This window comes from Allobranchiibius sp. CTAmp26 (genome assembly GCF_017565405.1).
Taxonomy (GTDB): Bacteria; Actinomycetota; Actinomycetes; order Actinomycetales; family Dermatophilaceae; genus Allobranchiibius.
The window spans coordinates 1-23,488 of sequence record NZ_JAGEKR010000005.1 but is presented as its reverse complement, the minus strand read 5'-3'; the positions used below and the strand labels follow the sequence as shown (position 1 = coordinate 23,488).

Below are 23,488 nucleotides of genomic sequence, written 5' to 3'. Positions count from 1 at the left end.
CGATGGTCTCCCCCGACGAGGCGCTCCCCGGGCGCCCGACCCCGATGGAGCACGTGCCCGCGACGCACGCGGTCCTCGGCACGCCGTTGAAGGGCCCCTGGCCGGACGGCACGCAGGTGCTGTACGTCGCGATGGGCTGCTTCTGGGGCGCCGAGCGCTTCTTCTGGCAGGCGCCGGGCGTGGTGACCACCGCCGTCGGGTACCTCGGCGGCTTCACCCCGAACCCGTCGTACGAGGAGACGTGCACCGGCCGGACGGGACACACCGAGGCCGTGCTCATCGCCTACGACCCGAAGCAGACGGACGCGGAGCACCTGCTCAAGATCTTCTGGGAGAACCACGACTCGACGACCAAGTACCGCCAGGGCAACGACGTCGGCACGCAGTACCGCTCGGCGATCTACTGGACCACGCCCGAGCAGGAGGCCGCCGCGAAGGCGACGCGCGAGGCGTTCCAGCAGGTGCTCACCGAGCACGGCCACGGCGAGATCAGCACCGAACTCGCGCCGGCCGGTGAGTTCTACTACGCCGAGGCCTACCACCAGCAGTACCTGCACAAGAACCCCGGCGGCTACTGCAACCACGGCCCCAACGGGCTGACCTGCCCGGTGGGCTTGGTGCGCCAGGACGAGCTGCCCAGCCAGCAGTCGGTGCTGCCGCCGACCACCTGACATCTCGGCAGAGGCTCAGGGCTCGGCGAGTACCTCGGCCAGGCATCGCCGGGCCATGGCGACCATCACGGGGTTGGTGTGCAGGTAGTAAGGCAGGGCGATGACGGCCTGGGAGACGGCGAGGCCGCGTGCGCGCGACCAGACCGGCCCATCGACGTCGACGCCCAGTTCTCGTAGGTAGACGGCGCGCCGCGGACCGTCGAAGACGAACCAGGCGGCGGTGACGTCGTACGCCGGATCTCCCGTCGCCATCGCGCCGAGGTCGAGCAAGCCGACCAGGCGTCCGTCGCGGACGAGCAGGTTGCTGGGGATCAGGTCGGCGTGCAACCACACCGGATGTCCGTCCCACGCCGGTGCCGCGAGCGCCGCCTTCCAGATCTCGCCCACGCGTGCGGTGTCGGTCAGCCCGGCGCAGCGGGACAGCGCGTCGCGAAAGTCACTGTCCCGCAGCTCGATCGGCCCGCCACGCGATCCTCCGATCGCGCCCGCCGACGGCGCGTTCTCCGAGTGCGACCACAGCGACCGCACACACCCTGCCAGCGCGGTGGCCGCCTGCTCGCTGTCACCGACGGCGTCGTCCTGCCCGTCGCTGCCCGGCAGCCACCGCACGATCGACCACGGATACGGATAGCCGCCGCCGGGCGCGCCCACCACCTCGACCATCGGCGTCTCGAGCGTGGCGCCCGCCGAGAAGGCCCGCCCCCACCGGATCTCCTTCAGCAGACTCGGCACCGATCCCTCGTGCAGCGGAAGCCGGGCGGCATGCCGCTCCCCCAGCCGGAACACGGCGTTCTCGGTGCCACCGGAGTGCACCTCTCGGACCGGCGGTCCGGCGTACGCCGGGTGCTGGGCGCCGACCAGGTCTGCGACGAGCGCCGGGTCGATGCGCACCTGCCCCTCATGCATCACGCCGCCATCCTGACGCGCTGCGTGCGAGGTCGCGAGCGCCTTTCCGGGTGGCCGGCGAGCGTAGGCTGCCTGGTCACAGACCTGGGGGGTGCCTAAGGTCGGACGCATGAAGATGAGCGACACCCTCGAGACGGCATTCAGCGCGCAGATCACCCTGGAGTTCCGGGCCTCGATCGTCTATCGGCAGCTGGCGATCGAGATGGAGGACATGGACCTCCCGGGGGTCGCCGCGTGGTTGCGGCACCAGGCGGACGAGGAGATCGTGCACGCCAACAAGTTCATCGATCACGTCAGCGACCGCGACAACCGCCCGGTCATCGGGACCATCGAGGGCCCGGGCACCGAGCCCATCACCTCCGTGCAGCACTGCTTCGAGCTCGCCCTCCAGCACGAGCAGAAGGTGTCCGCCTCCATCCGGGAGCTCTACCGGACCGCCGAAGCCGAGGGCGACCTTGACTCCCGGCCGCTGCTCGACTGGTTCCTGGCCGAGCAGATCGAGGAAGAGGCGACCGTCGACGGGATCATCGGCCGCCTGAAGCTGATCGACAACGACGGACCGGGGCTGCTGCGCCTGGACGGGGAACTGTCCCGCCGGCCGACCGCGTCGACCGAGGCCTGACCTGCGCTATTCGCGGACGCGGGCGTAGCGCTCGTAGACCACCGGGCCGAACGTTCTGGTCTCGATCAGGTCCAGCCGCAGATCCGTGGTGACCGGCGGCAGCAACGGGGTGCCGCCGCCGACGATGATCGGGTAGCGGAAGATGCGGAACTCGTCGACGAGGTCGAGCTCGATCGCCTGGGCTGCCAGGCCGGCGCCGCCGATCTCGATGTCCCTGTCGGTCGCGGCGATCGCCGCGGCGATCTCGTCGGCCACCGACCCCTCGGCGAGCCGGGCGTTGCCCTGGACATGCTCGAGCGTGTGGCTGAAGACGGTCTTGGGCAGGGCGGACCAGACGTCGGCGAACGTCGCATAGAGCTCGCTCTCGCGCAGGGACGGGTCGGTCTCCCAGACCAGCATGGTCTCGTAGAGCCTGCGACCGCACAGGTGGGCGCCGAGCTCGCGCACGCGATCCAGGTGGAAGCCGAACAGTTCATCGCTCGGCGCCGACCAGTCGAAGGCGCCCTGTCGGTCGGCGATGAAACCATCCATCGAGGCGCCGATGGAGTAGAGCAGCATGACGTCACGCTAGTAGGACGCACCACTTGCGTCTTTCGAACGCGTGTTCGATCATGGAGGGATGCTGCACTCCCCGTCGGTGACCTCCCGTGACGAGACGGTCGCCCACCTGCACGACCTGCTGCGGCGCGAGACCGGCGGGCAGAAGAAGCAGGCCGGCCCGGTCCGCCAGAGTGCCACGCCCGATCTGTCCGGCGTACCGGTGCACGCCGATCTGCGCAGTAGTTTCCCTGCCGGGTTGCGGCTCGGCAGCGTCTACACCCTCTCCGGCTCGACCACCGTGGCCATGGGCCTGCTGGCCGAGCCGACTCGCGCTGGATCCTGGTGTGCCGCAGTGGGACTGCCGCATTTTGGAGTGGAGTCGGCAGCTGCGTGGGGTGCCGATCTGAGCAAGCTCGTCCTGGTGCCGCACCCTTCGTCGCAGGACTGGGTGAGCGTGGTCGCCGCCCTGACCGAGATCGCCGATCTGATCCTCACCTCCCGTCCGCCGCACGTGACACCGGGTGAGGTCGAGCGGTTGCACGCCCGGCTGCGCATCCGGCGTACGACGATGGTCGTGGCCGGCGCCTGGCCACGGGCGGCCGCGCACATCGAGGCGGTGACGACCGGCTGGGACGGGCTGGGCCAGGGGTACGGCGCCCTGGTGCGCCAGCAGTTGCAGATCACCGTCACCGAGCGGCACCGGCAGCGTACCGCCGACCTCGACTGGCCGGTTCGGGCATGACCGGGATGACCGGCATGAGCAGGGCGCTCCCGGCGACCTCGACGCCGGTGCGGGTTCTGGCCCTCTGGTGGCCGGGCTGGTCGCTGATCGCCGCGCAGGAGGCGGCCGGCGCACCGGCCGATGCAGCCCTGGCGGTCGTGGCCAAGGGGATCGTGGTGGCCTGCTCGGCGTCGGCCGCCGCCGAGGGCGTCACCGAGGGACTGCGCATCCGGCATGCCCAGGCGCGCTGCCCGGACCTGCAGGTCCTGCTCCACGATCCTGGCGTGGAGCAGCGCGCCTTCGAACCGGTGTTGCGCACCGTCGAGCAGCGTGCGCCACTGGTGCAGGTGATCCGGCCGGGGCTGGCGGCGGTGCGGGCCGTCGGGCTCGCCCGGTTCTACGGCAGCGAGGCGGCGGCGGCCGATGCGCTGGCCGCCGCCGTGCAGGACGAGTTCGACCACGACCTACGGGTGGCCGTGGCCGACGGGCTCTTCGCGGCCGAGCAGTCCGCCTACACCACCACCGGTGAAGTGCCCTGGCTGCAGGTGCCGCCCGGCGGCTCCACCCGCTTCCTGGCCGGCCTGCCGGTGACCGTGCTCAGCTCGACCGTCGGCGACGCCCGGATGCCGAACATGTTGCGTCGCATGGGAATCCGCCACCTCGGCGAATTCGCGGCACTCCCTCGGGGTGACGTGCACGCGCGCTTCGGGGCCACCGGTCTGCGCGCCCACCAGCTGGCCTGCGGCGAGGACGCACCGGCCATCTCCCCGCGGTCGGTGCCGCTCGACCTCGACGTGCGGATCGTCTGCGATCCGCCGGTGGGTGACGTCGAGCCGCTGGTCGCCCAGTGCACCCCTGCCGTTGACCGGCTCATCACCGCACTGATGGAGCACGCCCTGGTCTGCAACCAGATCCGGCTCACCCTGCACACGGAGACGGGCCTGGTGCACGAGCGGCTCTGGCGCCACCCGTGGCAGTTCACCGGGGCCGAGCTGCTGGACCGGGTGCGGTGGCAGCTCGATGAGTTCTCCGCCGAGACCAGCGAGCGGTACGACGCCGTCACCCTGGTGACGATGGCGCCGGAGTCGCTGGAGAGCGCGTCCCACCACGCCGAGGGACTGTGGGGCGACCGGCCGGACGAGCACGTGGTGCGCACGGTGACCCAGTTGCAGGCACGCCTCGGGCACGACGCGGTGCTGTCGGTCAGCGTCGGCGGCGGCCGGTTGCTCGACGAACGTCGGGTGCTGCGGCCGTGGGGTGAGGCGGTCCCGACGTCCGCCCAGCGTCGTACCGATCAGCCGTGGCCGGGTTCGCTGCCCGGGCCCGCGCCGTCGACCGTCTTCGCGCAGGCCCGGCCCGCGGTGGTGCTCGACGCCGAGGGTGCCGTGGTGCGGGTCGACCGGCGCGGGGGCCTGTCGATGCCGCCGGCCACCCTGCGTCTCGGCGACGGCCCGGCGCGCCGGATCACCGCATGGGCCGGACCATGGCCGATCCACCAGAGGTGGTGGCGGAACCCGTTGACGGTCAACAGGTTCCAGATCGTCGACGACCACAACGAGGCCTGGTTGCTGCTGGCCGGCGGCGAGCAGTGGTGGACCGAGGCTCGCTATGACTGAGGAGGCTCGCGACCGTGGGATTTAGCAACCCGCCGATCCCCTGGTCGGACCTGGAGCGACTGCTGTCGGAGGGGACCCGCCCCGCCCGGCGACCGGCGTACCCCGCCGACGGCGGTGACGGGCCGGCGTTCTCCCGCAAGCGCACCGCATTCGAAGCGCCTGCACCGTCACCGGAGGACGACGTCGACGACGGGCCGGTGGTGCCGTACGCCGAGCTGCACGCGCACTCCCACTACAGCTTCCTGGACGGCGCCTCCTCACCGGAGGAGCTGGTCACCGAGGCGGTCCGTCGACGACTGCGGGGCATCGCGCTGACCGATCACGACGGCCTTTACGGCGTGGTGCGGATGGCCGAGGCGGCCGAGGCGTTCGGCGACATCGACACGGTCTTCGGCGCTGAGCTGTCCCTCGACCTCACCGCACCGCAGAACGGCATGCCGGACCCCGAGGGCAGCCACCTGCTGGTGCTGGCGCGCGGTCAGGAGGGATACCACCGGCTCGCCGGAGCCCTCACCGACGGGCATCTGGCGCCGGGGTCGGAGAAGGGCCGGCCGATCTACGACCTGGCGTCGCTGGCCGACACCGCGGGCGGCCACTGGACGGTGCTCACCGGTTGTCGCAAGGGAATGGTCCGGCAGGCGCTGGAGCGCTCCGGCGACGACGCGGCCCTGGGCGAGGTACGCCGGCTGCAGGACCTCTTCGGGGCATCCAACGTGCTCGTCGAGCTCACCGACCACGGCGATCCGGCAGACAGTCTGCGGGTCGACAGGCTGGCCGGGATCGCCCGCCGCGCCCGCGTCGACACGGTGGCGACCAACGCGGTGCACTACGCCGCGCCCGACCGGTTCCGGCTGGCGAGTGCGTTGTCCGCGGTCCGGGCCCGGCGCAGCCTGGAGGATCTGGACGGGTGGCTGCCGAGCAGCGACCAGGCGCACATCCGCAGTGGCGCCGAGATGCAGGCACGCTTCGCGCGTTTCCCCGGCGCGGTGGAGCGCACCGTCGACATCGCCGCCGACCTGGGGTTCCGGCTCCGCTCGGCCAGTCCGCGGCTGCCCCGCCAGGAGGTACCCGACGGGCATACGCCGATGAGCTGGCTGCGCGAGCTCACCTGGCGAGGCGCCGCCCGCGCATGGAAGGACGTGACACCTGCCCACCGGGAGCGCCTCGAGCACGAGCTGCGGGTGATCGAGGCCAAGGACTTCCCGGGCTACTTCCTCATCGTGCACGAGATCGTCAGTTTCGCGCACGAGCACGAAATCCTCTGTCAAGGAAGGGGATCGGCTGCCGCGTCGGCCGTCTGCTACGCCCTCGGCATCACGGTCATCGACCCGATCTTCTACGGCCTGCCCTTCGAGCGCTTCCTGTCCGAGCTGCGTGAGGAGGCACCCGACATCGACGTCGACTTCGATGCCGGACGCCGGGAGGAGGTCATCCAGCACGTCTACGCGAAGTACGGCCGGCGCAACGCCGCACAGGTCGCCAACGTCATCACCTACCGGCCCAAGAACGCCGTGCGTGACATGGCCAAGGCGCTCGGGCACAGTCAGGGCCAGCAGGACGCCTGGTCCAAACAGGTCGAGCGGTGGGGCGGGCAGATCGACAGCGCCGACCACGACATCGCTCCGGCGGTCGTGGAGCTTGCCAGCCAGGTGCTCACCTTCCCCCGCCACCTGGGCATCCACTCCGGCGGCATGGTGCTGACCGACGAACCGGTCGGCAACGTCTGCCCCATCGAGCCGGCACGGATGACCGATCGCACTGTCCTGCAATGGGACAAGGACGACTGCGCGTGGATGGGGCTGGTCAAGTTCGACCTGCTGGGCCTCGGGATGCTGGCCGCCGTCCAGCACACCTTCGATCTGGTGCGCACCCACTTCGGGCAGGTGTGGCGGATGGAGACGATCCCCCGCAACGAGCCGGGGGTCTACGACATGCTGTGCCGCGCCGACTCGATCGGCGTCTTCCAGGTGGAGAGCCGCGCCCAGATCGGCACGTTGCCGCGGCTGAAACCGCGCTGCTTCTACGACCTCACCGTCGAGATCGGACTGATCCGCCCGGGCCCGATCCAGGGCGGTGCGGTGCACCCGTACATCCGTCGTCGTACCGGTGAGGAGGCGATCACCTATCCGCATCCTCTGCTGGAGGACGTCCTGGAACGCACCCTCGGCATCCCGCTCTTCCAGGAGCAGCTGATGCAGATGGCCACCACCGTCGGCAACTGCAGCACGGCGGACGCCGACCTGCTCCGCCGAGCGATGGGATCCAAACGCGGTGTCGAGAAGATCGAGACGCTCAAGGCCAAGTTGTACGACGGGATGGCCGCCAACGGGATACCCCCGGCGACCGCCGATGAGATCTACAACAAGATCGAGGCCTTCGCCAACTTCGGCTTCGCGGAGTCGCATTCGCTCAGCTTCGCGGTGCTGGTCTACGCCAGCTCGTGGCTGAAGCTTCACTACCCGGCAGCGTTCCTGGCTTCGCTGCTGCGTGCCCAGCCGATGGGTTTCTACTCACCGCAGACCCTGGTCGGTGATGCCCGGCGGCACGGTGTCACGGTGTTACAACCAGACATTCATCGTTCTAACGTTTTCGCAGACCTCGAGGTCGAGAGCGACGCCACTCCGGGAGTCGGCGGCGGCATGGAATCCTGCCTGCACGACTACCAGCAGGAGGAGATCGGCGAGTTCGACGCGACACGACCGCCGGACACCGACCGGCATCGCCGTGACCAGCGGCACAGCGTGCGCCTGGGGCTGGACGACGTCTCGGCACTCAGCCAGGAGGTCGCGGAGCGGATCGTCGCGTGCCGTGATCGGGACGGCAGGTTCGCCGACCTGAGCGACCTCGCGCGGCGGGCCGAGCTGGATACCGAGCAGATGGAGGCACTTTCGCTGTCCGGTGCACTCGATGACCTGTCCGGTTCGAGGCGCGGTGCGTTGTGGCAGGCTGCCGACGCGACGGCGATCAAGCAGGGCCAGCTCGACATCAACGTGCCCTACCAGCCGCCGCTGCTGCCCGAGCTCACCCTCGGCGAGCTGCTGATCCACGACCTGCAGGCCACCGGCATCAGTCCCGCGGATCATCCGATGCGGCACGCCCGCACGGCCATGCGCGAGCGGGGCGTGCTGCGCACCAGTGACCTGCTCACGGTCGAATCCGGCCGACGCATCGAGGTGGCCGGGGTGGTGACGCATCGGCAGCGACCGGCGACCGCGAGCGGCATCACCTTCCTCAACCTCGAGGACGAGACCGGACTGATCAACATCATCTGCAGCCGGGGGGTCTGGCACCGCTACCGCGTCATCGCGCGGTCCGCCCCCGCCATGATCATCCGCGGCGTGCTCGAACGGTCGCCGGAGAACATCGTCAACGTCGTCGCCGACCGGTTGGAGAAGCTGCCGATCGACGTGGAGCTGACCTCGCGCGACTTCCGCTGACCATCCCCAGCCGTTGGAGTCGCCGCGCGCCCGATAGAGCGCGCCGCGACCCTACCCTCGGGAACAGGCGGCGACGAGCGCCTCGAAGAGCCGTAGGTCCTCGCCCTGCTCGGGATGCCACTGCACGCCGAGCCGCCAGCGGGAGCCCGGGTCGTGGATGGCCTCGACCACTCCGTCCTCGGCGCGGGCCACCACGTCGTACCCGGGACAGGTCGCGACGGCCTGATGGTGGTACGTCGGGCAGGTCACCTCCGCGCCGAGGATGCCGTAGAGGGGGGTGTCCTGCTCCACCAGCACCCGGTGAGAGGTCCACTCCCCCGGTAATGGCGAATGCCGTTCGTGGCCCACGTCATCCGGCAGGTGCTGGACCAGGGTGCCACCGGCTGCCACCGCCATCACCTGCATCCCCCGGCAGATCCCGAGGGTCGGCAGGTCGAGATCTCGCCCGACCTTCGCCAGCAGCAGCTCGCTGCCGTCCCGGTCCGGACGCGCCTCCTGCGCGGCGGGATGCGGCTGCGCGCCGTACCGGACCGCCTCGACGTCGGCGCCGCCGGAGAGGATCAGGGCGTCGACCCGTCCCAGCACCTGCGCGGCCCAGCTCTCGTCGGCCTCGGGCAGCGGTGGCACCACCAGGGGGATGCCGCCGGCCTCGATCACCTTCTCGGCGTATGTCGCCGGCAGCGTCACGCTCAGCTGCGCGCGCCATACATCCCGGTCGACAGGTTCAAGATACGGCGTGATGCCGATGACCGGTCTGCTCACAGCGGCGTCACGTACGCGCCGGAGATGCCGCCGTCGACCAGGAAGTCGGTGGCGGTGATGAAGCTCGACTCGTCCGAGGCCAGGAAGAGCACGGCGTTCGCGATCTCCTCCGGCTCGCCGAACCGCCCGACCGGTACGTGCACCAACCGGCGCGCGGCACGTTCGGGGTCGGAGGCGAAGAGCTCCTTCAGCAGCGGGGTGTTGACCGGTCCGGGACACAGCGCGTTGACCCGCACACCGTCCCGGGCGAACTGCACTCCCAGTTCGCGGGACATCGCGAGGACCCCGCCCTTGCTCGCGGTATAGGAGATCTGCGAGGTGGCAGCACCCATGATCGCGACGAATGACGCTGTGTTGATGATGGATCCGCGCCGCTGCTCGATCATGTACGGCAGCACGGCCTTGCAGCACAGGTAGACGCTGGTGAGGTTGACGTGCTGCACGCGCTGCCACGCCTCGATCCCAGTGGTGAGGATCGAGTCGTCGTCGGGCGGTGAGATGCCGGCGTTGTTGAACGCGACGTCCACGCTGCCGAACTGCGACTTCGCCGTCGCGAAGAGCGCCTCGACCTGCTCGGCATCGGTCACGTCGGTGCGCACGAAACGTCCACCAACCTCGTCGGCCACCCGCTCGCCGGCCTGCTCGTCGATGTCCGCGATGACGACGGACGCACCCTCCTGTGCGAACCGGCGCACCGTCGCCAGGCCGATGCCGGAGCATCCTCCCGTGACGACGGCGACCTTGTCCTGCAGCCTTCCAGCCATCGAATGTCCCTTCTTCCCAATGTGATCGATCGGTGTCGGCCCGAGCCCGACGGCTCAGGGCGCAGTGGAGATGAAGACGTTCTTGGTCTCCGTGAAGGCGTCGAGCGCATCCGGCCCGAGCTCGCGGCCGAGCCCGGACGACTTGTACCCGCCGAACGGCGTCGAATAGCGCACTGCCGAGTGCGAGTTGACCGAGAGGTTGCCCGCACGTACCCCGCGCGCGACCCGCAGCCCGCGCCCGAGGTTGTCCGTCCAGATCGAGCCGGCCAGCCCATACGCCGTGTCGTTGGCCATCGCGATCGCGTCCGCCTCGTCCTCGAACGGCAGGACCGAGACCACCGGCCCGAAGATCTCCTCCTGCCACAGCGGGTCCCGTGTGCCGGTCGGCAGGACGACGGTCGGCGGATACCACCACCCGGCGCCGTCGGGTGCAGCACCGCGGAACGCGATCTGCACCGGTGAGTCGGCGTCCTCGACGAATCGGCGCACCCGCTGCCGCTGAGGGCTGCTGATCAGCGGACCCATGTCCGCATTGGCGTCCAGCGACGGGTCGAGCACCCGGACCGCACGCACCGCGGGCTCCAGATTCTCCATGAAGCGGTCGAACACACTGCGCTGCACCAGGATCCGGCTCCGCGCGCAGCAGTCCTGGCCCGCGTTGTCGAAGACCGCACCGGGTGCGGCCGCCGCCGCGGCGTCGACGTCGCAGTCGTCGAACACGATGTTCGCGCTCTTGCCGCCCAGCTCGAGCGTCACCCGGGTCAGGTCGCCGGCGGCCAGGGCCATCAGCCTCTTCCCCACCGTGGTCGACCCGGTGAAGCAGACCTTGCGCACGTCCGGGTGGGTGACGAAACGCTGACCCACGACCGGCCCCTCGCCCGGCACCACATTGAGCACCCCCTCCGGGAGTCCGGCCTCGAGGGCCAGCTCGGCGAGCCGCAACGCGGTGAACGGGGTAAGTTCGGCAGGTTTCACTACGACCGTGTTGCCCGCGGCGAGCGCCGGCCCGACACCCCAGGCGAGGACCGGCATCGGGAAGTTCCACGGCACGATGACGCCGACGACGCCCAGGGGCTCCTGGAACGTCAGGTCGATGCCGCCGGCTACCGGAATCTGCTTGCCGCACAGTCGTTCCGGGGCCGCGGCGTAGTAGTGCAGCACGTCGCGCACGTTGCCGGCCTCCCACGTGGCGTTGCCGCGGGTGTGGCCGGCGTTCTCGATCTCGAGATCGGCCAGCTCGTCCAGGTGGGCGTCGACGACGTCGGCGAAGCGTCGCAGCAGGCGCCCACGGTCGGCGGGGTCGACGCGTGCCCAGGCCGGAGCCGCGGCGTGTGCGCGGGCGACGACCGCGTCCACCTCGTCCAGGCCCGCGTGCTGGACCGCCCGGAAGGGTCGGCCGGTCGAAGGGTTGATGACGTCGTACGTCGTGCTCACAGTCGTTCGAATCCTCGCTTGCGTTCCCAGTCGGTCACTGCGGCGCCGAAGGCGGCGACCTCCACCTCGGCGGCGTGTGAGTAGTGCTCGACGACGTCGTCGCCGAATGCCGCTCGTGCCACCCGCGATCCGAGGAGCAGACGCCGTGCCTCGTCCAACGTCGTGGGCACCTTCGGGGCATCGCTCACATAGGCGTTCCCCTCGAACGCCGGCTCGAGTTCGAGCTCGTTCTCGATGCCGTACAGACCACCGGCGAGCATGGCGGCGGTTGCCAGGTAGGGGTTGACGTCGCCCCCGGGCAGCCTGTTCTCCACCCGCAGCGACGGCCCGTGGCCGACCACGCGCAGGGCGCAGGTGCGGTTGTCGCGGCCCCAGGCGATGGCCGTCGGCGCGAACGAGCCGTCGGCGAATCGCTTGTACGAGTTGATGTTCGGCGCGTAGAAGCAGGTGAGCTCCCGCGCCGTGGCGAGCAGACCGGCCAGGAAGTGGTCGAAGAGCTTGCTATGCCCGCCCTCGCGCGCATCGTCGGCGAACACCATGGCGCCGTCGGCACCTCGCAGCGACAGGTGGATATGGCAGCTGTTGCCCTCACGCTCGTCGTACTTGGCCATGAAGGTCAGCGACTGCCCGTGTTGCGCGGCGATCTGTTTGGCGCCGGTCTTGTAGACGACGTGGTTGTCGCAGGTGCGCAGCACCTCGTCGTAGAGGAAGCCGATCTCGTGCTGGCCGGGGTTGCACTCGCCCTTCGCGCTCTCGACGACCATGCCGGCGGACCACATCTGGTTGCGGATGTCGCGCAGCAGCGGCTCGACCCGACTTCCACCCAACAGCGAGTAGTCGATGTTGTAGCGGTTGGCCGAGGTGAGCCCCACATACTGCGCGTCCCAGGCCTGCTCGTAGGTCTGCTCGAAGACGATGAATTCCAACTCGGTGCCCGCGTACGCCGACCATCCGGACCGCGCGGCTCGCTCCACCTGCGCGCGCAGCACCGATCGCGGTGCCTCGCGCACCGGCCCCTCGTCGTCGAGCCATGCCAGATCGCACTGGATCGTGGCGCAGGTGGGTTCTCCGGGCGTACGCCGCAGCGTCGTCAGGTCCAGCTCGAAGAGGAAGTCTCCGTATCCCCGCTCCCAGGACGAGATCGCATATCCGGCAACCGTGTTCATGTCGACGTCGACGGCGAGCAGGTAGTTGCATCCCTCCGTCCCGTCGGCGAGCGCGTGCTCCAGGAAGTAGTGGGCGTGCAGCCGTTTGCCTTGCAGCCTGCCCTGCATGTCGGTGAAGGCGACGATGACGGTGTCGACCGTGCCCGCTTCGATCTCGGCGCGCAGCTCCTCCAGCGTCAATCTGGGTGCAGTCATCGCGGCTCGTCTCCCTGGCTTCGCTGTGTCGTCAACACGTCATCCGATCAGTCCGGTGAGCAGCTCGGCGGTCGCGTCGCAGTGCCGGCGCATGGCGTCCCCGGCCCGCGCCACATCGCCGCACAGCACCGCGTCGACGATGCGGGCGTGCTGGGCCTGGGAGTGCTCGATGTTGCGGGGCAGCACCGGGATCGCGGCGAGCAGATCGCCGAGCGCAGTCTGCGCTCGGGTCACCGCCTCGACCAGGAGGGCGCTGCCGGACAGCGTCGCGAGCGCCAGGTGCAGCCGAGAATCGGCGATCCGATGTTCCCTGGTGCCAACGGTGTTCGCGGCATCGGCGAGACACTCCGACAACCATGCCTGCTGCTCACCGTCGAGCGCCCGCTCCGCAGCTGCCTCCACCGCGCCGGGCTCGACGAGCCGCCGGAAGCGCAACACGTCGGCCACGTCGTACTCCCCCGCCGGTCGTACGCCGGGTGCGTGCGTGCCGTCGTACGTCACGACGGTGCCGCCCCCACGGCCGCGGGTGGTCCGGACCAGACCGGCGTCACGCAGCGCGGCGATCGCATCCCGCAGCGTCATCCTGCTGACGCCGAGCCGCTCGGACAGTTCCCGCTCGGGCGGCAGCTGCTCCCCGTCGGCGAAGGCCCCGAGCCGGATCGCGGTCGCGAGTTGCCCGACCACGGCCTCGAAGACGTTCCCGACGGCCGGCTGCAGGGTGACCTCCTGCAGCCCCCGGTGGGGCACGACATGCGGCGCAGCTGACACGCCGCCAGTCTCACGATCGCGGCGCCCGTCGTCAATGGTTTGGAAATGTACCTTTTTTCGTCAGATCCATAGACCGGGCTGACCGGCGGTACTAGCCTCGCGCAGAACGACTCTCGCACGAGGAGCCCCCATGGCCGATGAAGCCGCCCCCCTTTCCGACGACGACGCGCTTCTGGCCACGCTCGGCTACAAACAGGAGCTGAGTCGCAGCTGGTCCAGCTTCTCCAACTTCGCCATCTCCTTCTCGATCATCTCGATCCTGGCCGGCTGCTTCACCACCTTCGGGCAGGCGTGGAACAACGGCGGGCCGGTCGCCATCTCGTGGGGGTGGCCGATCATCTCCGCGTTCATCCTCATCATCGGTCTGACGATGAGCGAACTGGTCTCGGCGTACCCGACCTCGGGCGGCATCTACTGGTGGGCCTCCAAGATGGGTGGCCCCCGCGCCGGATTCTTCACCGGGTGGCTCAACCTGATCGGGCTGCTGGCGGTGACCGCGTCCGTCGGGTACGGCGCTGCCACCTTCCTGGATCTGACGCTGGACACCCTGAGCGCCTCGTGGGCCAAGCACTCCGGCCTGAAGGTGGTGTTCGTCCTCTTCGTGGTGATCATGGTGCTCGCGGCGCTGGCCAACATCTTCAGCAGCCACCTGCTCGCGGTGCTCAACAACATCTCCGTGTGGTGGCACGTGGCGGGCGCCGCCGTCATCATCGCGGTGCTGATCATCATCCCGGACAAGCACCAGAGCGCGAGCTTCGTCTTCACCGACCGCATCAACAACTCCGGCTACCTGGACAACAAGTACTGGTTCCTCGTGCTGCCGCTGGGCCTGCTGCTCACCCAGTACACGATCACCGGGTTCGACGCCTCCGCCCACCTGTCGGAGGAGACGCAGGGCGCGGCGAAGGGGGCCGCCCAGGGGATCTGGCGCTCCATCTTCTACTCGGCGATCGGCGGCTACGTGCTGCTGCTGGCCTTCGTGTTCGCCGTGCAGGACCCCAAGGCCGTGACCAAGGGCGGTGGAGCCGTCGACCTCATCTTCGGACAGGCGCTGCCGCAGAAGTGGCACGTCCTGATCCTGGTCATCTCCACGGCCGGCCAGCTCTTCTGCGCCACCGCCTGCCTCACGAGCGCGTCGCGGATGACCTTCGCCTTCAGCCGTGACCGGGGCATCCCGGGGTCGTCCCTGCTCTCCAAGGTCAATCCCCGGACGCACATCCCCGCCAATGCGGTCGTCTTCGTCACGGTGATCGGCATCCTGATCACCCTGCCCGCGCTGGTCGAGGTCGACGTCAACGGCGCACCCGTCCCGGTGGCGTTCTACGCGGTCACCTCGGTGGCCGTCATCGGGCTCTACCTCGCGTTCGCGATCCCGATCTTCCTGCGGTGGCGGATGCGGGACACCTTCGAGCCCGGTTCGTGGACGCTCGGCTCGAAGTACAAGTGGATGAACATCGTGGCCGTGGCGGAGATCGCCGTCATCTGCGTCTACTTCATCCTGCCGTTCACCCCGAGCGCGATCCCCGGCAACAAGGACTTCTCGTTCAAGTTCGTCAACTACGCGCCCGTCCTCACGATCGGCAGCCTGCTGATCCTCGCGATCTGGTGGTTCGCGTCCGCACGGCACTGGTTCACCGGCCCGAAGCACACGATCGACGAGGCGGTCACCGAGGCGTTCGAGAGCTAGCGCCCGCTCCGCCGGCGGTCAGACAGGCCGGGGTCGACGGATACGCCCGTGCGGGTCGTAGCCCCGCCGCAGCGCCTGGAGCCGTTGGCTCGCCTCGGGTCCGAGTGCTCCAGGGGCGGTGGTCTGCCCGTCACGGAAGGATGCCGCCGCGCGTCCGGTGTCCACCGGCTCCGCGGCGTCCCGTACGACGTCGATCGCCTGCTCGACCGCCGGTCGGTCCGTCGCCGTCGGTGCCGGTCCGACGACGTGCAGCAGGAACGGGCCGGGTGGGCCGGTCATCGCTCCGTCAGCATCCGATCCGACGGCGGTGGCGGTGTGGCGGATCTCCATCTCTGCCAGAGGTGCCCGGTCGCCCCGGCCATGGGCGCCGAGAATGTTCAACGCATGCCTCGGCGTTGCCGCCGTGAGCCAGCGACCGTCGCCGACCGCGGGCACGGCAGCAGGGGGGTCCAGGTGGATGCCCGCCAGACGCTTCGCGTCGCAGGGTCCCGTGGTGTCGATCGCCGGCTCGGGTGCCGCGCGCAACGCGCGTTCCAGCGGCGCGAGACCCGCCTCGCCGCTCACGGACGCCGCCGACAGGTGCACGACCCGATGACCCCGCAACGCCTCCGGCACCGTGGGCGCGTCCGGTGCCATCAGGAATCCGATCGCGCTGGTCAGCGTCTCGTCGATCTCCTCCAGCGCGGCGCCCCAGGCAGCGACGACGGCTTCGGCCTGATCGATGGGCCACAGCTGGTAGCCCGCCCACAGATCCTCCACCTTGACCAGGTCGATCTCGACGGCGGTGACGATGCCCACCCCTCCTGCGCCACGGAAGGCCCACAGCGCCTCGGAGTTCTGCTGCTCGTCGGCGACCTGCGGCTCGCCTTCGCCGTCGACGAATTCGACGCGTCGCAACGACGCACTGGCCAGGCCGTGCGGACGGGTCAGCCAGCCGACCCCGCCGGCCAGGGTGTAGCCGACGACGCCGACGTCGGGGGCCGTCCCGGCGAGGCCGAGCAGACCGTGGGGTGCGGCTGCGGCGTTCACGTCGGCCCAGACGGCGCCGGCCCCCACCCGGGCGGTACGTGCTGACGGGTCGACGGTGATGACGCCCATTCCGGTGGAGTCGATCAGCAGCACGTCGTCGCCGAGGGTGCCGCCGGCGCCGTGCCCGGTCGCCTGCACGGCCACCGCGAGTCCGGCATCGGCGGCGGCGTGGACGGCACGACGGACGTCGTCGATGCCGGTGGCTGCGACCACCGCGACCGGGTGCTGCTCGGCCGTCGCGTTGCGGGGCCGGGTCGCTTCGTCGTACCCGCGGTCGCCGGGCCGCCGCAGCGCCGAGCCGAGGGCCCCGGCGAGGTTGTCCACGATCTGCTCCACGTTCATCGCACCACCCGTGATCTCGGTCGCTCCACCGTCGAGCGGGCGCACCGGTCGGTGACCCTCGAGGTTTCAAGCTATCCACCCGACCGGTGCCTCGGGGAGGTCTCGCTCGATCCGGCCCGTCTGCTTCGAGCGGCCCCTCCACCTACCGTGGGGGTATGACGAACCGGCTCGCCTCCGCGACCAGTCCCTATCTCCTGCAGCACGCCGACAACCCGATCGACTGGCAGGAGTGGTCCGCCGACGCCCTCGACGATGCCCGCAGTCGCGATGTCCCGATCCTGCTGTCGGTCGGGTACGCCGCGTGCCACTGGTGTCACGTGATGGCGCACGAGACGTTCGAGGACGCGGGAGTCGCGCAGATCGTGAACGCGGACTTCGTGGCGATCAAAGTGGACCGGGAGGAACGCCCGGACATCGACGCGGTCTACATGGACGTCACGATGGCCCTCACCGGCAGCGGCGGGTGGCCGATGACCTGCCTGCTCACTCCCACCGGGGACCCGTTCTTCGCCGGAACCTACCTGCCGCGTGAGCAGTTCCTGCGACTGCTCGGCGCCGCGACGGAGGCGTGGACCGACCGGCGCGACGACGTCGTACAGTCTGGTGCCACCATCTCCGGCAAGCTACGCGAGGTCGCGAGCGCACCACCCCAGCCGGTGGACCACGCGCTGGTACGCCGCAGCGTGGATGCCATGGCGCGCCGGTTCGACACCGTCAACGGCGGCTTCGGCGGCGCGCCGAAATTCCCCACCACCTCCAGCCTGGAGTTCCTGCTGCGGGCCGCCGCGCTGACCGGTGACGAGCACCCTCGCGCGATGGCCACACAGACGCTTGAGCGGATGGCGCGCGGCGGCATCTACGACCAGCTGGGTGGCGGCTTCGCCCGCTACAGCGTCGATGCCCGCTGGGTGGTGCCGCACTTCGAGAAGATGCTCTACGACAACGCGCAGCTCGTCCGCGTCTACACCCACGCCTGGTGCGCGACCGGCGATCCGCTCTTCGCGCGGGTCGTCCGCGAGACGATCGATTTCATGCTGCGCGAGTTGCTCACGGACACAGGGGCGTTCGCATCTTCCCTGGACGCCGACACCGAGGGCGTCGAGGGCCTCACCTACGCCTGGACACCCGCGCAGCTGACCGACGTACTCGGCGAGAAGGACGGCGCGCGAGCCGCTCACCTGTTGTCGGTGACCCAAGCGGGCACCTACGAGCACGGCGCCTCCACCCTGCAGCTCGCCCTGGATGCGGACGATGCCGAGTGGTGGGAGCGGACCCGCTCGCTCCTGTTCGAAGCGCGGGACTGGCGCCCGCAACCGGGCCGCGACGACAAGGTGGTCGCGGCGTGGAACGGGCTGGCCATCGGTGCGCTGGCGGAGGCCGGGGCCGTCTTCGGCCGTCAGGACTGGATCGATGCCGCAGGACGATGCGCCGGCGCCGTGCGCGACGTGCACCTGGTCGACGGGCGACTGCGTCGTACGTCGCGCGACGGACGGGTGGGGACCACCCCGGCAGCGGCCGACGATCTGGGCGATCTCGCGGACGGACTGCTCACCCTGCACCAGGTTGAACCCAGCGGAGGCTGGCTCGCGCTGGCCGGGACGCTGTTGGACACCGCGCGGACCCATCACCGCGACGAGCACGGCGGGTTCTACGACGCGGCCGACGACGCCGAGCCGTTGATCATGCGACCCCGCAGTCCCGTCGACGGCGCCGAGCCGGCCGGCGGATCCGCGCTCTCCGGCGCGCTGCTGTCGTACGGCGCGCTGACCGGTGACCCGGAGCCGTTCGAGGAGGCCGCCGCGGCCGTCGGAGCGGTCGCCCACCTTGCCGGGCGCGACCCGGTGATGGTCGGGCACGCGCTCGGCGTCGGCGTCGCGTTGCTGCACGGACCGGTGCAGGTCGCGGTCGTCGGTGGCGAGGACGACGACGAGAGGGCCGCGCTGGTGGCGGCGTCCTGGCGCTCGACCGCGCCGGGCCGCGTCACCGTCAGCGGACGACCGGACGAGCCGGGGCAGCCGCTGCTGGCGGACCGGCCCACGGCCAACGGCCGGGCCGCTGCGTACGTCTGCCGCCGGTTCGTGTGCGATTCCCCCGTGACGTCCGTGGACGCACTGCGCGAGGCCCTGGGCCAGCAGGTGCCGTCGTCAGGAGCTGCCGAGTAGTCGGGCTCCGTTGTGCCACAGGACATCCCGCATCCAGTCATCGCCGAGGTCGAGCCGCGCCAGGGCAGCAAGCTGATCGGCGTAGGGGTAGGGGATGTTCGGGAAGTCCGACCCGAGCACGATCTTGTCCTGCAGCTGGGGCAACCGCGCCCGGTACCGCGCTGAGGTCGGCGAGCGTCCCTCGGTGAAGTCGGTGAAGGCCATGGTGGTGTCCAGGTGCACCCGCTCGTACCGCAGGGCGACGTCGGCGAACTCGTCGTACTCCGGCATCCCCATGTGGGCGATCACGAGCGCGAGCCTCGGATAGCTTGCCAGCACCCGGACGATGCGCTCGACGCCGGTGAACTCGCCCGGCAGCGGCGCAGATCCAGCATGGATCACCACCGGTACGCCGGCCTCTTCCAGCATCGCCCAGGCAGGGTCGAGCAGCGGGTCGTCCGGCGCGAACTCACCCACTTGCACGTGCATCTTGAACAGGCGCGCACCCTGGGAGAGCGCGCTCTGCACGTAGTCCCCCACCTCCGGTTCGGGGTAGAGCGTCGCGCAGTGGATGGCGCCCGGCACCCGGCGCGCGAAGTCCGCGGTCCAGTCGTTCAGCCAGCTCGCCATACCCGGTTTGTGCGGGTAGGTGAGGGCCGGGATCGGCCGCACCCCGAAAGACCTCACGATGCGCAGCCGGGTGGCTTCGTCGAAGCGGTACTCGACCGGCCACGGCTGTCCGTAGTGCTGCTCGGCGTGGTCGAAGTATCCCCAGACCTTGCGCAGCATCGACTCGGGCAGGAAGTGCACATGGATGTCGGCCAGGCCGGGGATGCCCAGCGCCCGCACGTACGCCGGGATCCCCTCGTCGTCGACCGGACCGGGCGTGGTGCGCATGGAGCCGACGATAGAGGAGCGGGCGTCAGCCCTGCGGACGCACGAACGGGAAGGCCAGCGTGGCCCGAATGCTCGCGCCCGTCAGCATCATCACGACTCGGTCAACGCCGAGTCCGAGGCCACCGGTCGGGGGCATCGCGAGCTCGAGCGCCGACAGGAATGCCTCGTCGACCTGCATGGCCTCCAGGTCGCCCGCGGCCGCCGCGATGGACTGCGCGGTGAGCCGTTGGCGCTGGTCGACCGGATCGACCAGCTCGCTGTACGCCGTGCCGATCTCTGCGCCGAACGCCACCAGATCCCAGCGTTCCGAGAGCGCCGGATCGGTGCGGTGGGCGCGGGTCAGCGGTGAGGTCTCCAACGGGAAGTCGGTGTAGAAGGTGGGGAAGTGCGTCTGTTTCTCCACGAGCGCGTCGTAGAGCGCGACGACCAGCATGCCGACGCTCGACTGTGCGGGGGCGGCCACCCCGTGCCGGGCGCAGACCGCTTCGATCTGCTCGCGCGGCGTGGCGGTGGTCAGCTTCTCCCCCACCGCCTCGGACACGGCGGCGTGCACGGTCTTGACCGGCCACTCTCCGCTCAGGTCCACCTCGTACGTCGTGCCGTCGGCGTCCGTGCGCTGCGCGACCGGCCGGCCGTTCACCGCCACCGCGACCCGCAGCAGCACCTCGCGGGTCAACACCCGCATCGTGTTGTAGTCGCCATACGCCTCGTACGCCTCCAACGAGGTGAACTCGGGATTGTGGGTGGCGTCCACGCCCTCGTTGCGGAAGTTGCGGTTCAACTCGAAGACCCGCTGCATCCCGCCGACGGCGAGCCGCTTCAGGTAGAGCTCCGGGGCGATCCGTAGGTAGAGGTCCATCCCGTACGCGTTGATGTAGGTCTTGAAGGGGCGCGCCGTGGCTCCGCCGTGCACCGCCTGCAGCATCGGAGTCTCGACCTCGCAGAAGTCACGTGCCTGGAATGCCTCGCGCAGCGCGCGCACCCCGACCGAACGACGGCGCAGCATGTCGAGGGAGTCGGGACTCACCAGTAGGTCGAGGGAGCGCTGCCGACTACGGACGTCGTCGCTGAGCGAGGACCCCAGGGTCGGCAGTGGGCGCAGGCACTTGGCTGCCATCTGCCATTGGTCCAGCAGGACCGACAGTTCTCCGTTGCGCGAGGTCGCGACCGGTCCTGTGACGCTCACCAGGTCGCCGAGGTCGACGCTCTCGCGCCACAGCGCTCGGGCCGCGTCCGGCGTGTGAGCCGCAGTCACCATGACCTGCACCCGCGCGTTCTCGTCGTCCAGCACCGCGAACGTGACGCCGCCGAGGTCACGTACGGCCCGGATCCGCCCGCACACCGACACGACATCGCCGGTGATGGTGTCCGGTGCCAGGTCGGCGTACCGGTCGCGGATCTCGGCCGCTCGGTGGGTGCGCGGCACCTGCACCGGGTAACCGGGCATCCCCGCGTCCTCGAGAGCCTGGAGCTTCGTACGGCGGACCCGCTGCTGCTGGGTGAGCACCGCGGTGGGCGGCGCGGGGACGAGCAACCGCCGTTCCTGATCACAGACCCGTTCGACGAAGTCGGCCTCTGGGCGCGGCGGTTGCACGTCGGAGGGACGCGGGCCGGTCAGCAGCCGCGGACCGACCATCGGCACGAATCCCTCGGCGATCCCCATCGCCAGGCCCGCGCGGGGCACCGTGAGCGCCGGGTCATAACAGAGCAACCGGGGCACCCAGGTCGGGTGGTACTTGTCGTTGGAGCGGTAGAGCGTCTCGAGCTGGTAGAAACGCGACGCGAACGAGAGCGCCGCGTCCGTCACCTTGGTGACCGGCCCCGCACCGACCTGATCAGCGTTGTCGAAGACACTGCGGAAGACCGCGAAGTTCAGCGAGATCCGGCGGATGCCGTAGTCGGGACCCTCCTCGACGAGCTTGGCGACCAGGAACTCGTTCAGCCCGTTCTCGGCGTCCCGGTCGCGGCGCATCAGGTCGAGCGAGACCCCGCGCACCCCCCACGGCACGAACGACAGGAAGCCCCGGATCTCGTTCTTGGCATCGTGCGCGGTGATGATCACGCACCGCCCGTCGGCCGGATCCCCGAGCCGGTTCAGCGCCATCGAGAATCCGCGCTCGGTCTCGTCACCGCGCCACTGCTCGGCCAGGTGCTCGATGTGAACGAGCTCCTCAGGGGTCAGCTCGCTGTGCCGTCGTACCCGCGTCGTGTATCCGGCGCGCGAGATGCGGGTCACCGCCTGTCGCACCGGGCGCATCGAACGGCCCCGAAGGCTGAAGGTGTCCGTGTCGAGGATCGCCTCGTCGCCGAGCGCGAACGCCCGCAGTCCGGCCTCGACGTAGTGCGTGGTGCCGACCTCACTACTGGAGAGCACGGCGGCGTACCAGCCGTTCTCCCGACACTGCTGCAACCAGCGCGCGATGACGTCGTCCCAGGATGCCCGAGCGCCGACCGGATCGGCGCTCGCGACGCACGTCGTGCCCTCCGTGCGATAGGTCAGTGCCGCCCGCCCGTCCGTGGAGAAGATGACGCTCTTGTCGCGGCGGGTGGCGAAATACCCCAGGGAGTCGTCCTCGCCGTGCTCCAGCAGCAACCTGCGGACCGCGAGCTCGTCATCGGCCGACTGCATGGCCTTGCCATGTCCGGACCGCCAGAAAACCAGGATCGACAACACCAGCGCGATGCCGGACATCAGCCCGGCCAGCCCGAAGATCCAGGAGGGACCCACGTGATTGTCGAGGCCGAACGTCCCGGGCGGACTGCTCACGCCGAACGTCGACCGCAACGCCCAGCGACCCTGCTCCCGCATTCCGACCAGCGTCCCGGGCACCGCGGCGGTGAGGGCGCCGGTGATGACGAACGACGTCAACAGTCCGACGAGCAGCACTGCCAGGGCGGACCGCCGGGACCGGCGTGCCAGCTTCGCCGGGAATGCCCGCCGGCTCGCGATCACCAGGATCAGCACGGCGATCCCGATGATCAGGGCCGGAACCGTGACGTACCGCGAGGTGGTGAACTCGATGTACTCCCGCTCGCTCACCCCGTACGCCGGTCGGCGGCCCAGTCCTGCCAGTGGACCGGCGAGCACCGCGCGTCCCTCGTCGACCTTGCCGGCGACGACCACGACGGCGCTGTAGAACACGTTCAGGACCATGACGAGCACGACCACGGTGTGCGCCGCGCGCAATCGCCGTCTCGCCGCACCGGCGAGGGCGAACAGGAGGCAGACCAGGAAGATGCTGGGCTCGACCGGCATGTTGAGCAGCCCGAGAACATCCGAGACCGCACGGACGAACAGTCCGTCGGCGAAGAGGATCGCGAAGAGCGAGAAGAACGCGCTGACCAGGAGCAACCGGCCCACCCAGCTGGCAACGCGCTCGCGCCATGGTGGAGGAGGTGTCTCGCGTACGGCGTTCGAGCCGCCGTACGCGTTGAAGGAGCCCTTGAAGAGCCGCGCCGTCGCGCCCTGGGTCATTCCTACCCCCATCTCGTGGTCACGCGACGATATCCCAGACACCTGAAGAGAGCCGGTGAACAGAGTCAATAAAAAAAGAAGGCCCGGCAACGCGTCTGCGTTACCGGGCCTTCTCGAAAGGTAGTTCGGCGGTGTCCTACTCTCCCACACACTCCCGTGTGCAGTACCATCGGCGCTGAAGGGCTTAGCTTCCGGGTTCGGTATGGGACCGGGCGTTTCCCACTTCGCTATGACCGCCGTAACACTATGGAACTGTATTGACCCTTTTGGTGGTCACCAGCACCAACCACACACCCCGTTTTGCGGGTGGTGTTG

General features: G+C 69.8%; 17 protein-coding genes and 1 rRNA gene. 7 read left to right on the top strand and 11 right to left on the bottom strand.

The genetic code is table 11. The annotated features are described in order from the left end of the window. Positions 1-2: 2 nt before the first annotated feature. Positions 3-671 (top strand): peptide-methionine (S)-S-oxide reductase MsrA, encoded by a 669-nt coding sequence (gene msrA, locus J4030_RS03425; protein ID WP_208047812.1) that lies wholly within the window; start codon positions 3-5, stop codon positions 669-671. 15 nt (positions 672-686) lie between these two features. Here msrA and J4030_RS03420 read toward each other — a convergent pair whose 3' ends face one another. Further along, complete coding sequence (locus J4030_RS03420) at positions 687-1,577, bottom strand: aminoglycoside phosphotransferase family protein (protein ID WP_243762821.1); 891 nt, start codon at positions 1,575-1,577, stop codon at positions 687-689. Positions 1,578-1,686: 109 nt separating this feature from the next. Here J4030_RS03420 and J4030_RS03415 point away from each other — a divergent pair, with 109 nt between their 5' ends. Next, entirely contained in the window at positions 1,687-2,199 is a 513-nt protein-coding gene (locus J4030_RS03415) for a ferritin (protein WP_208047810.1), read from the top strand. A gap of 6 nt (positions 2,200-2,205) precedes the next feature. Here the strand turns inward: J4030_RS03415 and J4030_RS03410 are convergent, their stop codons facing one another. Continuing rightward, positions 2,206-2,757 carry a dihydrofolate reductase family protein gene (locus tag J4030_RS03410; protein ID WP_208047809.1) on the bottom strand — a complete coding sequence of 184 codons (552 nt, stop codon included), beginning with the start codon at positions 2,755-2,757 and terminating at the stop codon, positions 2,206-2,208. Positions 2,758-2,818: 61 nt separating this feature from the next. Between J4030_RS03410 and J4030_RS03405 the strand changes: the two genes are divergently transcribed. From J4030_RS03405 to J4030_RS03395, 3 genes are read left to right on the top strand one after another with little or no spacing between them, the layout of a single operon-like run. After that, the gene (locus J4030_RS03405) at positions 2,819-3,481 is read left to right on the top strand and encodes a hypothetical protein (protein ID WP_208047808.1); all 663 of its coding nucleotides are present in this window, start codon (positions 2,819-2,821) and stop codon (positions 3,479-3,481) included. Continuing rightward, positions 3,478-5,076, top strand: coding sequence for a DNA polymerase Y family protein (locus J4030_RS03400; protein ID WP_208047807.1), 1,599 nt, complete (start codon positions 3,478-3,480; stop codon positions 5,074-5,076). The genes J4030_RS03405 and J4030_RS03400 overlap by 4 nt, the downstream gene beginning before the upstream one ends. Before the next feature lie 14 nt (positions 5,077-5,090). After that, positions 5,091-8,513, top strand: a complete 3,423-nt coding sequence (locus tag J4030_RS03395) for an error-prone DNA polymerase (protein ID WP_208047806.1) — start codon at positions 5,091-5,093, stop codon at positions 8,511-8,513. 51 nt (positions 8,514-8,564) lie between these two features. On the opposite strand, the gene J4030_RS03390 is transcribed toward J4030_RS03395, so the two are convergent. From J4030_RS03390 to J4030_RS03370, 5 genes are read right to left on the bottom strand one after another with little or no spacing between them, the layout of a single operon-like run. After that, on the bottom strand, positions 8,565-9,275 hold the full coding sequence (locus J4030_RS03390) for a gamma-glutamyl-gamma-aminobutyrate hydrolase family protein (protein WP_208047805.1): 711 nt from the start codon (positions 9,273-9,275) through the stop codon (positions 8,565-8,567). After that, positions 9,272-10,039: a 3-oxoacyl-ACP reductase gene (locus J4030_RS03385; RefSeq protein WP_208047804.1), complete on the bottom strand. Its 768-nt coding sequence runs from the start codon at positions 10,037-10,039 to the stop codon at positions 9,272-9,274. Before J4030_RS03385 ends, J4030_RS03390 begins: the two co-directional genes overlap by 4 nt. Positions 10,040-10,093: 54 nt before the next feature. After that, entirely contained in the window at positions 10,094-11,473 is a 1,380-nt protein-coding gene (locus tag J4030_RS03380) for an aldehyde dehydrogenase (protein ID WP_208047803.1), read from the bottom strand. Beyond that, complete coding sequence (locus tag J4030_RS03375; RefSeq protein WP_208047802.1) at positions 11,470-12,834, bottom strand: glutamine synthetase family protein; 1,365 nt, start codon at positions 12,832-12,834, stop codon at positions 11,470-11,472. The genes J4030_RS03380 and J4030_RS03375 overlap by 4 nt, the downstream gene beginning before the upstream one ends. Before the next feature lie 39 nt (positions 12,835-12,873). Then, the gene (locus tag J4030_RS03370) at positions 12,874-13,602 is read right to left on the bottom strand and encodes an FCD domain-containing protein (RefSeq protein ID WP_307864539.1); all 729 of its coding nucleotides are present in this window, start codon (positions 13,600-13,602) and stop codon (positions 12,874-12,876) included. A 130-nt stretch (positions 13,603-13,732) separates the two neighbouring features. Between J4030_RS03370 and J4030_RS03365 the strand changes: the two genes are divergently transcribed. Beyond that, positions 13,733-15,289, top strand: a complete 1,557-nt coding sequence (locus tag J4030_RS03365) for an amino acid permease (RefSeq protein ID WP_208047801.1) — start codon at positions 13,733-13,735, stop codon at positions 15,287-15,289. Between the two features lie 18 nt (positions 15,290-15,307). On the opposite strand, the gene J4030_RS03360 is transcribed toward J4030_RS03365, so the two are convergent. Further along, positions 15,308-16,705: an FAD-binding oxidoreductase gene (locus J4030_RS03360; RefSeq protein ID WP_208047800.1), complete on the bottom strand. Its 1,398-nt coding sequence runs from the start codon at positions 16,703-16,705 to the stop codon at positions 15,308-15,310. Positions 16,706-16,815: 110 nt separating this feature from the next. Here J4030_RS03360 and J4030_RS03355 point away from each other — a divergent pair, with 110 nt between their 5' ends. After that, entirely contained in the window at positions 16,816-18,822 is a 2,007-nt protein-coding gene (locus J4030_RS03355) for a thioredoxin domain-containing protein (RefSeq protein ID WP_208047799.1), read from the top strand. Here the strand turns inward: J4030_RS03355 and J4030_RS03350 are convergent. The 3 genes from J4030_RS03350 to rrf all read right to left on the bottom strand — a co-directional run bounded on the left by J4030_RS03350 (position 18,805) and on the right by rrf (position 23,414). After that, positions 18,805-19,698, bottom strand: a complete 894-nt coding sequence (locus J4030_RS03350; protein WP_208047798.1) for an amidohydrolase family protein — start codon at positions 19,696-19,698, stop codon at positions 18,805-18,807. The genes J4030_RS03355 and J4030_RS03350 overlap by 18 nt on opposite strands. Positions 19,699-19,723: 25 nt before the next feature. Beyond that, positions 19,724-23,173: a bifunctional lysylphosphatidylglycerol synthetase/lysine--tRNA ligase LysX gene (lysX, locus tag J4030_RS03345; protein WP_208047797.1), complete on the bottom strand. Its 3,450-nt coding sequence runs from the start codon at positions 23,171-23,173 to the stop codon at positions 19,724-19,726. A 123-nt stretch (positions 23,174-23,296) separates the two neighbouring features. Then, positions 23,297-23,414, bottom strand: a 5S ribosomal RNA gene (rrf, locus tag J4030_RS03340). Positions 23,415-23,488 lie beyond the last annotated feature (74 nt).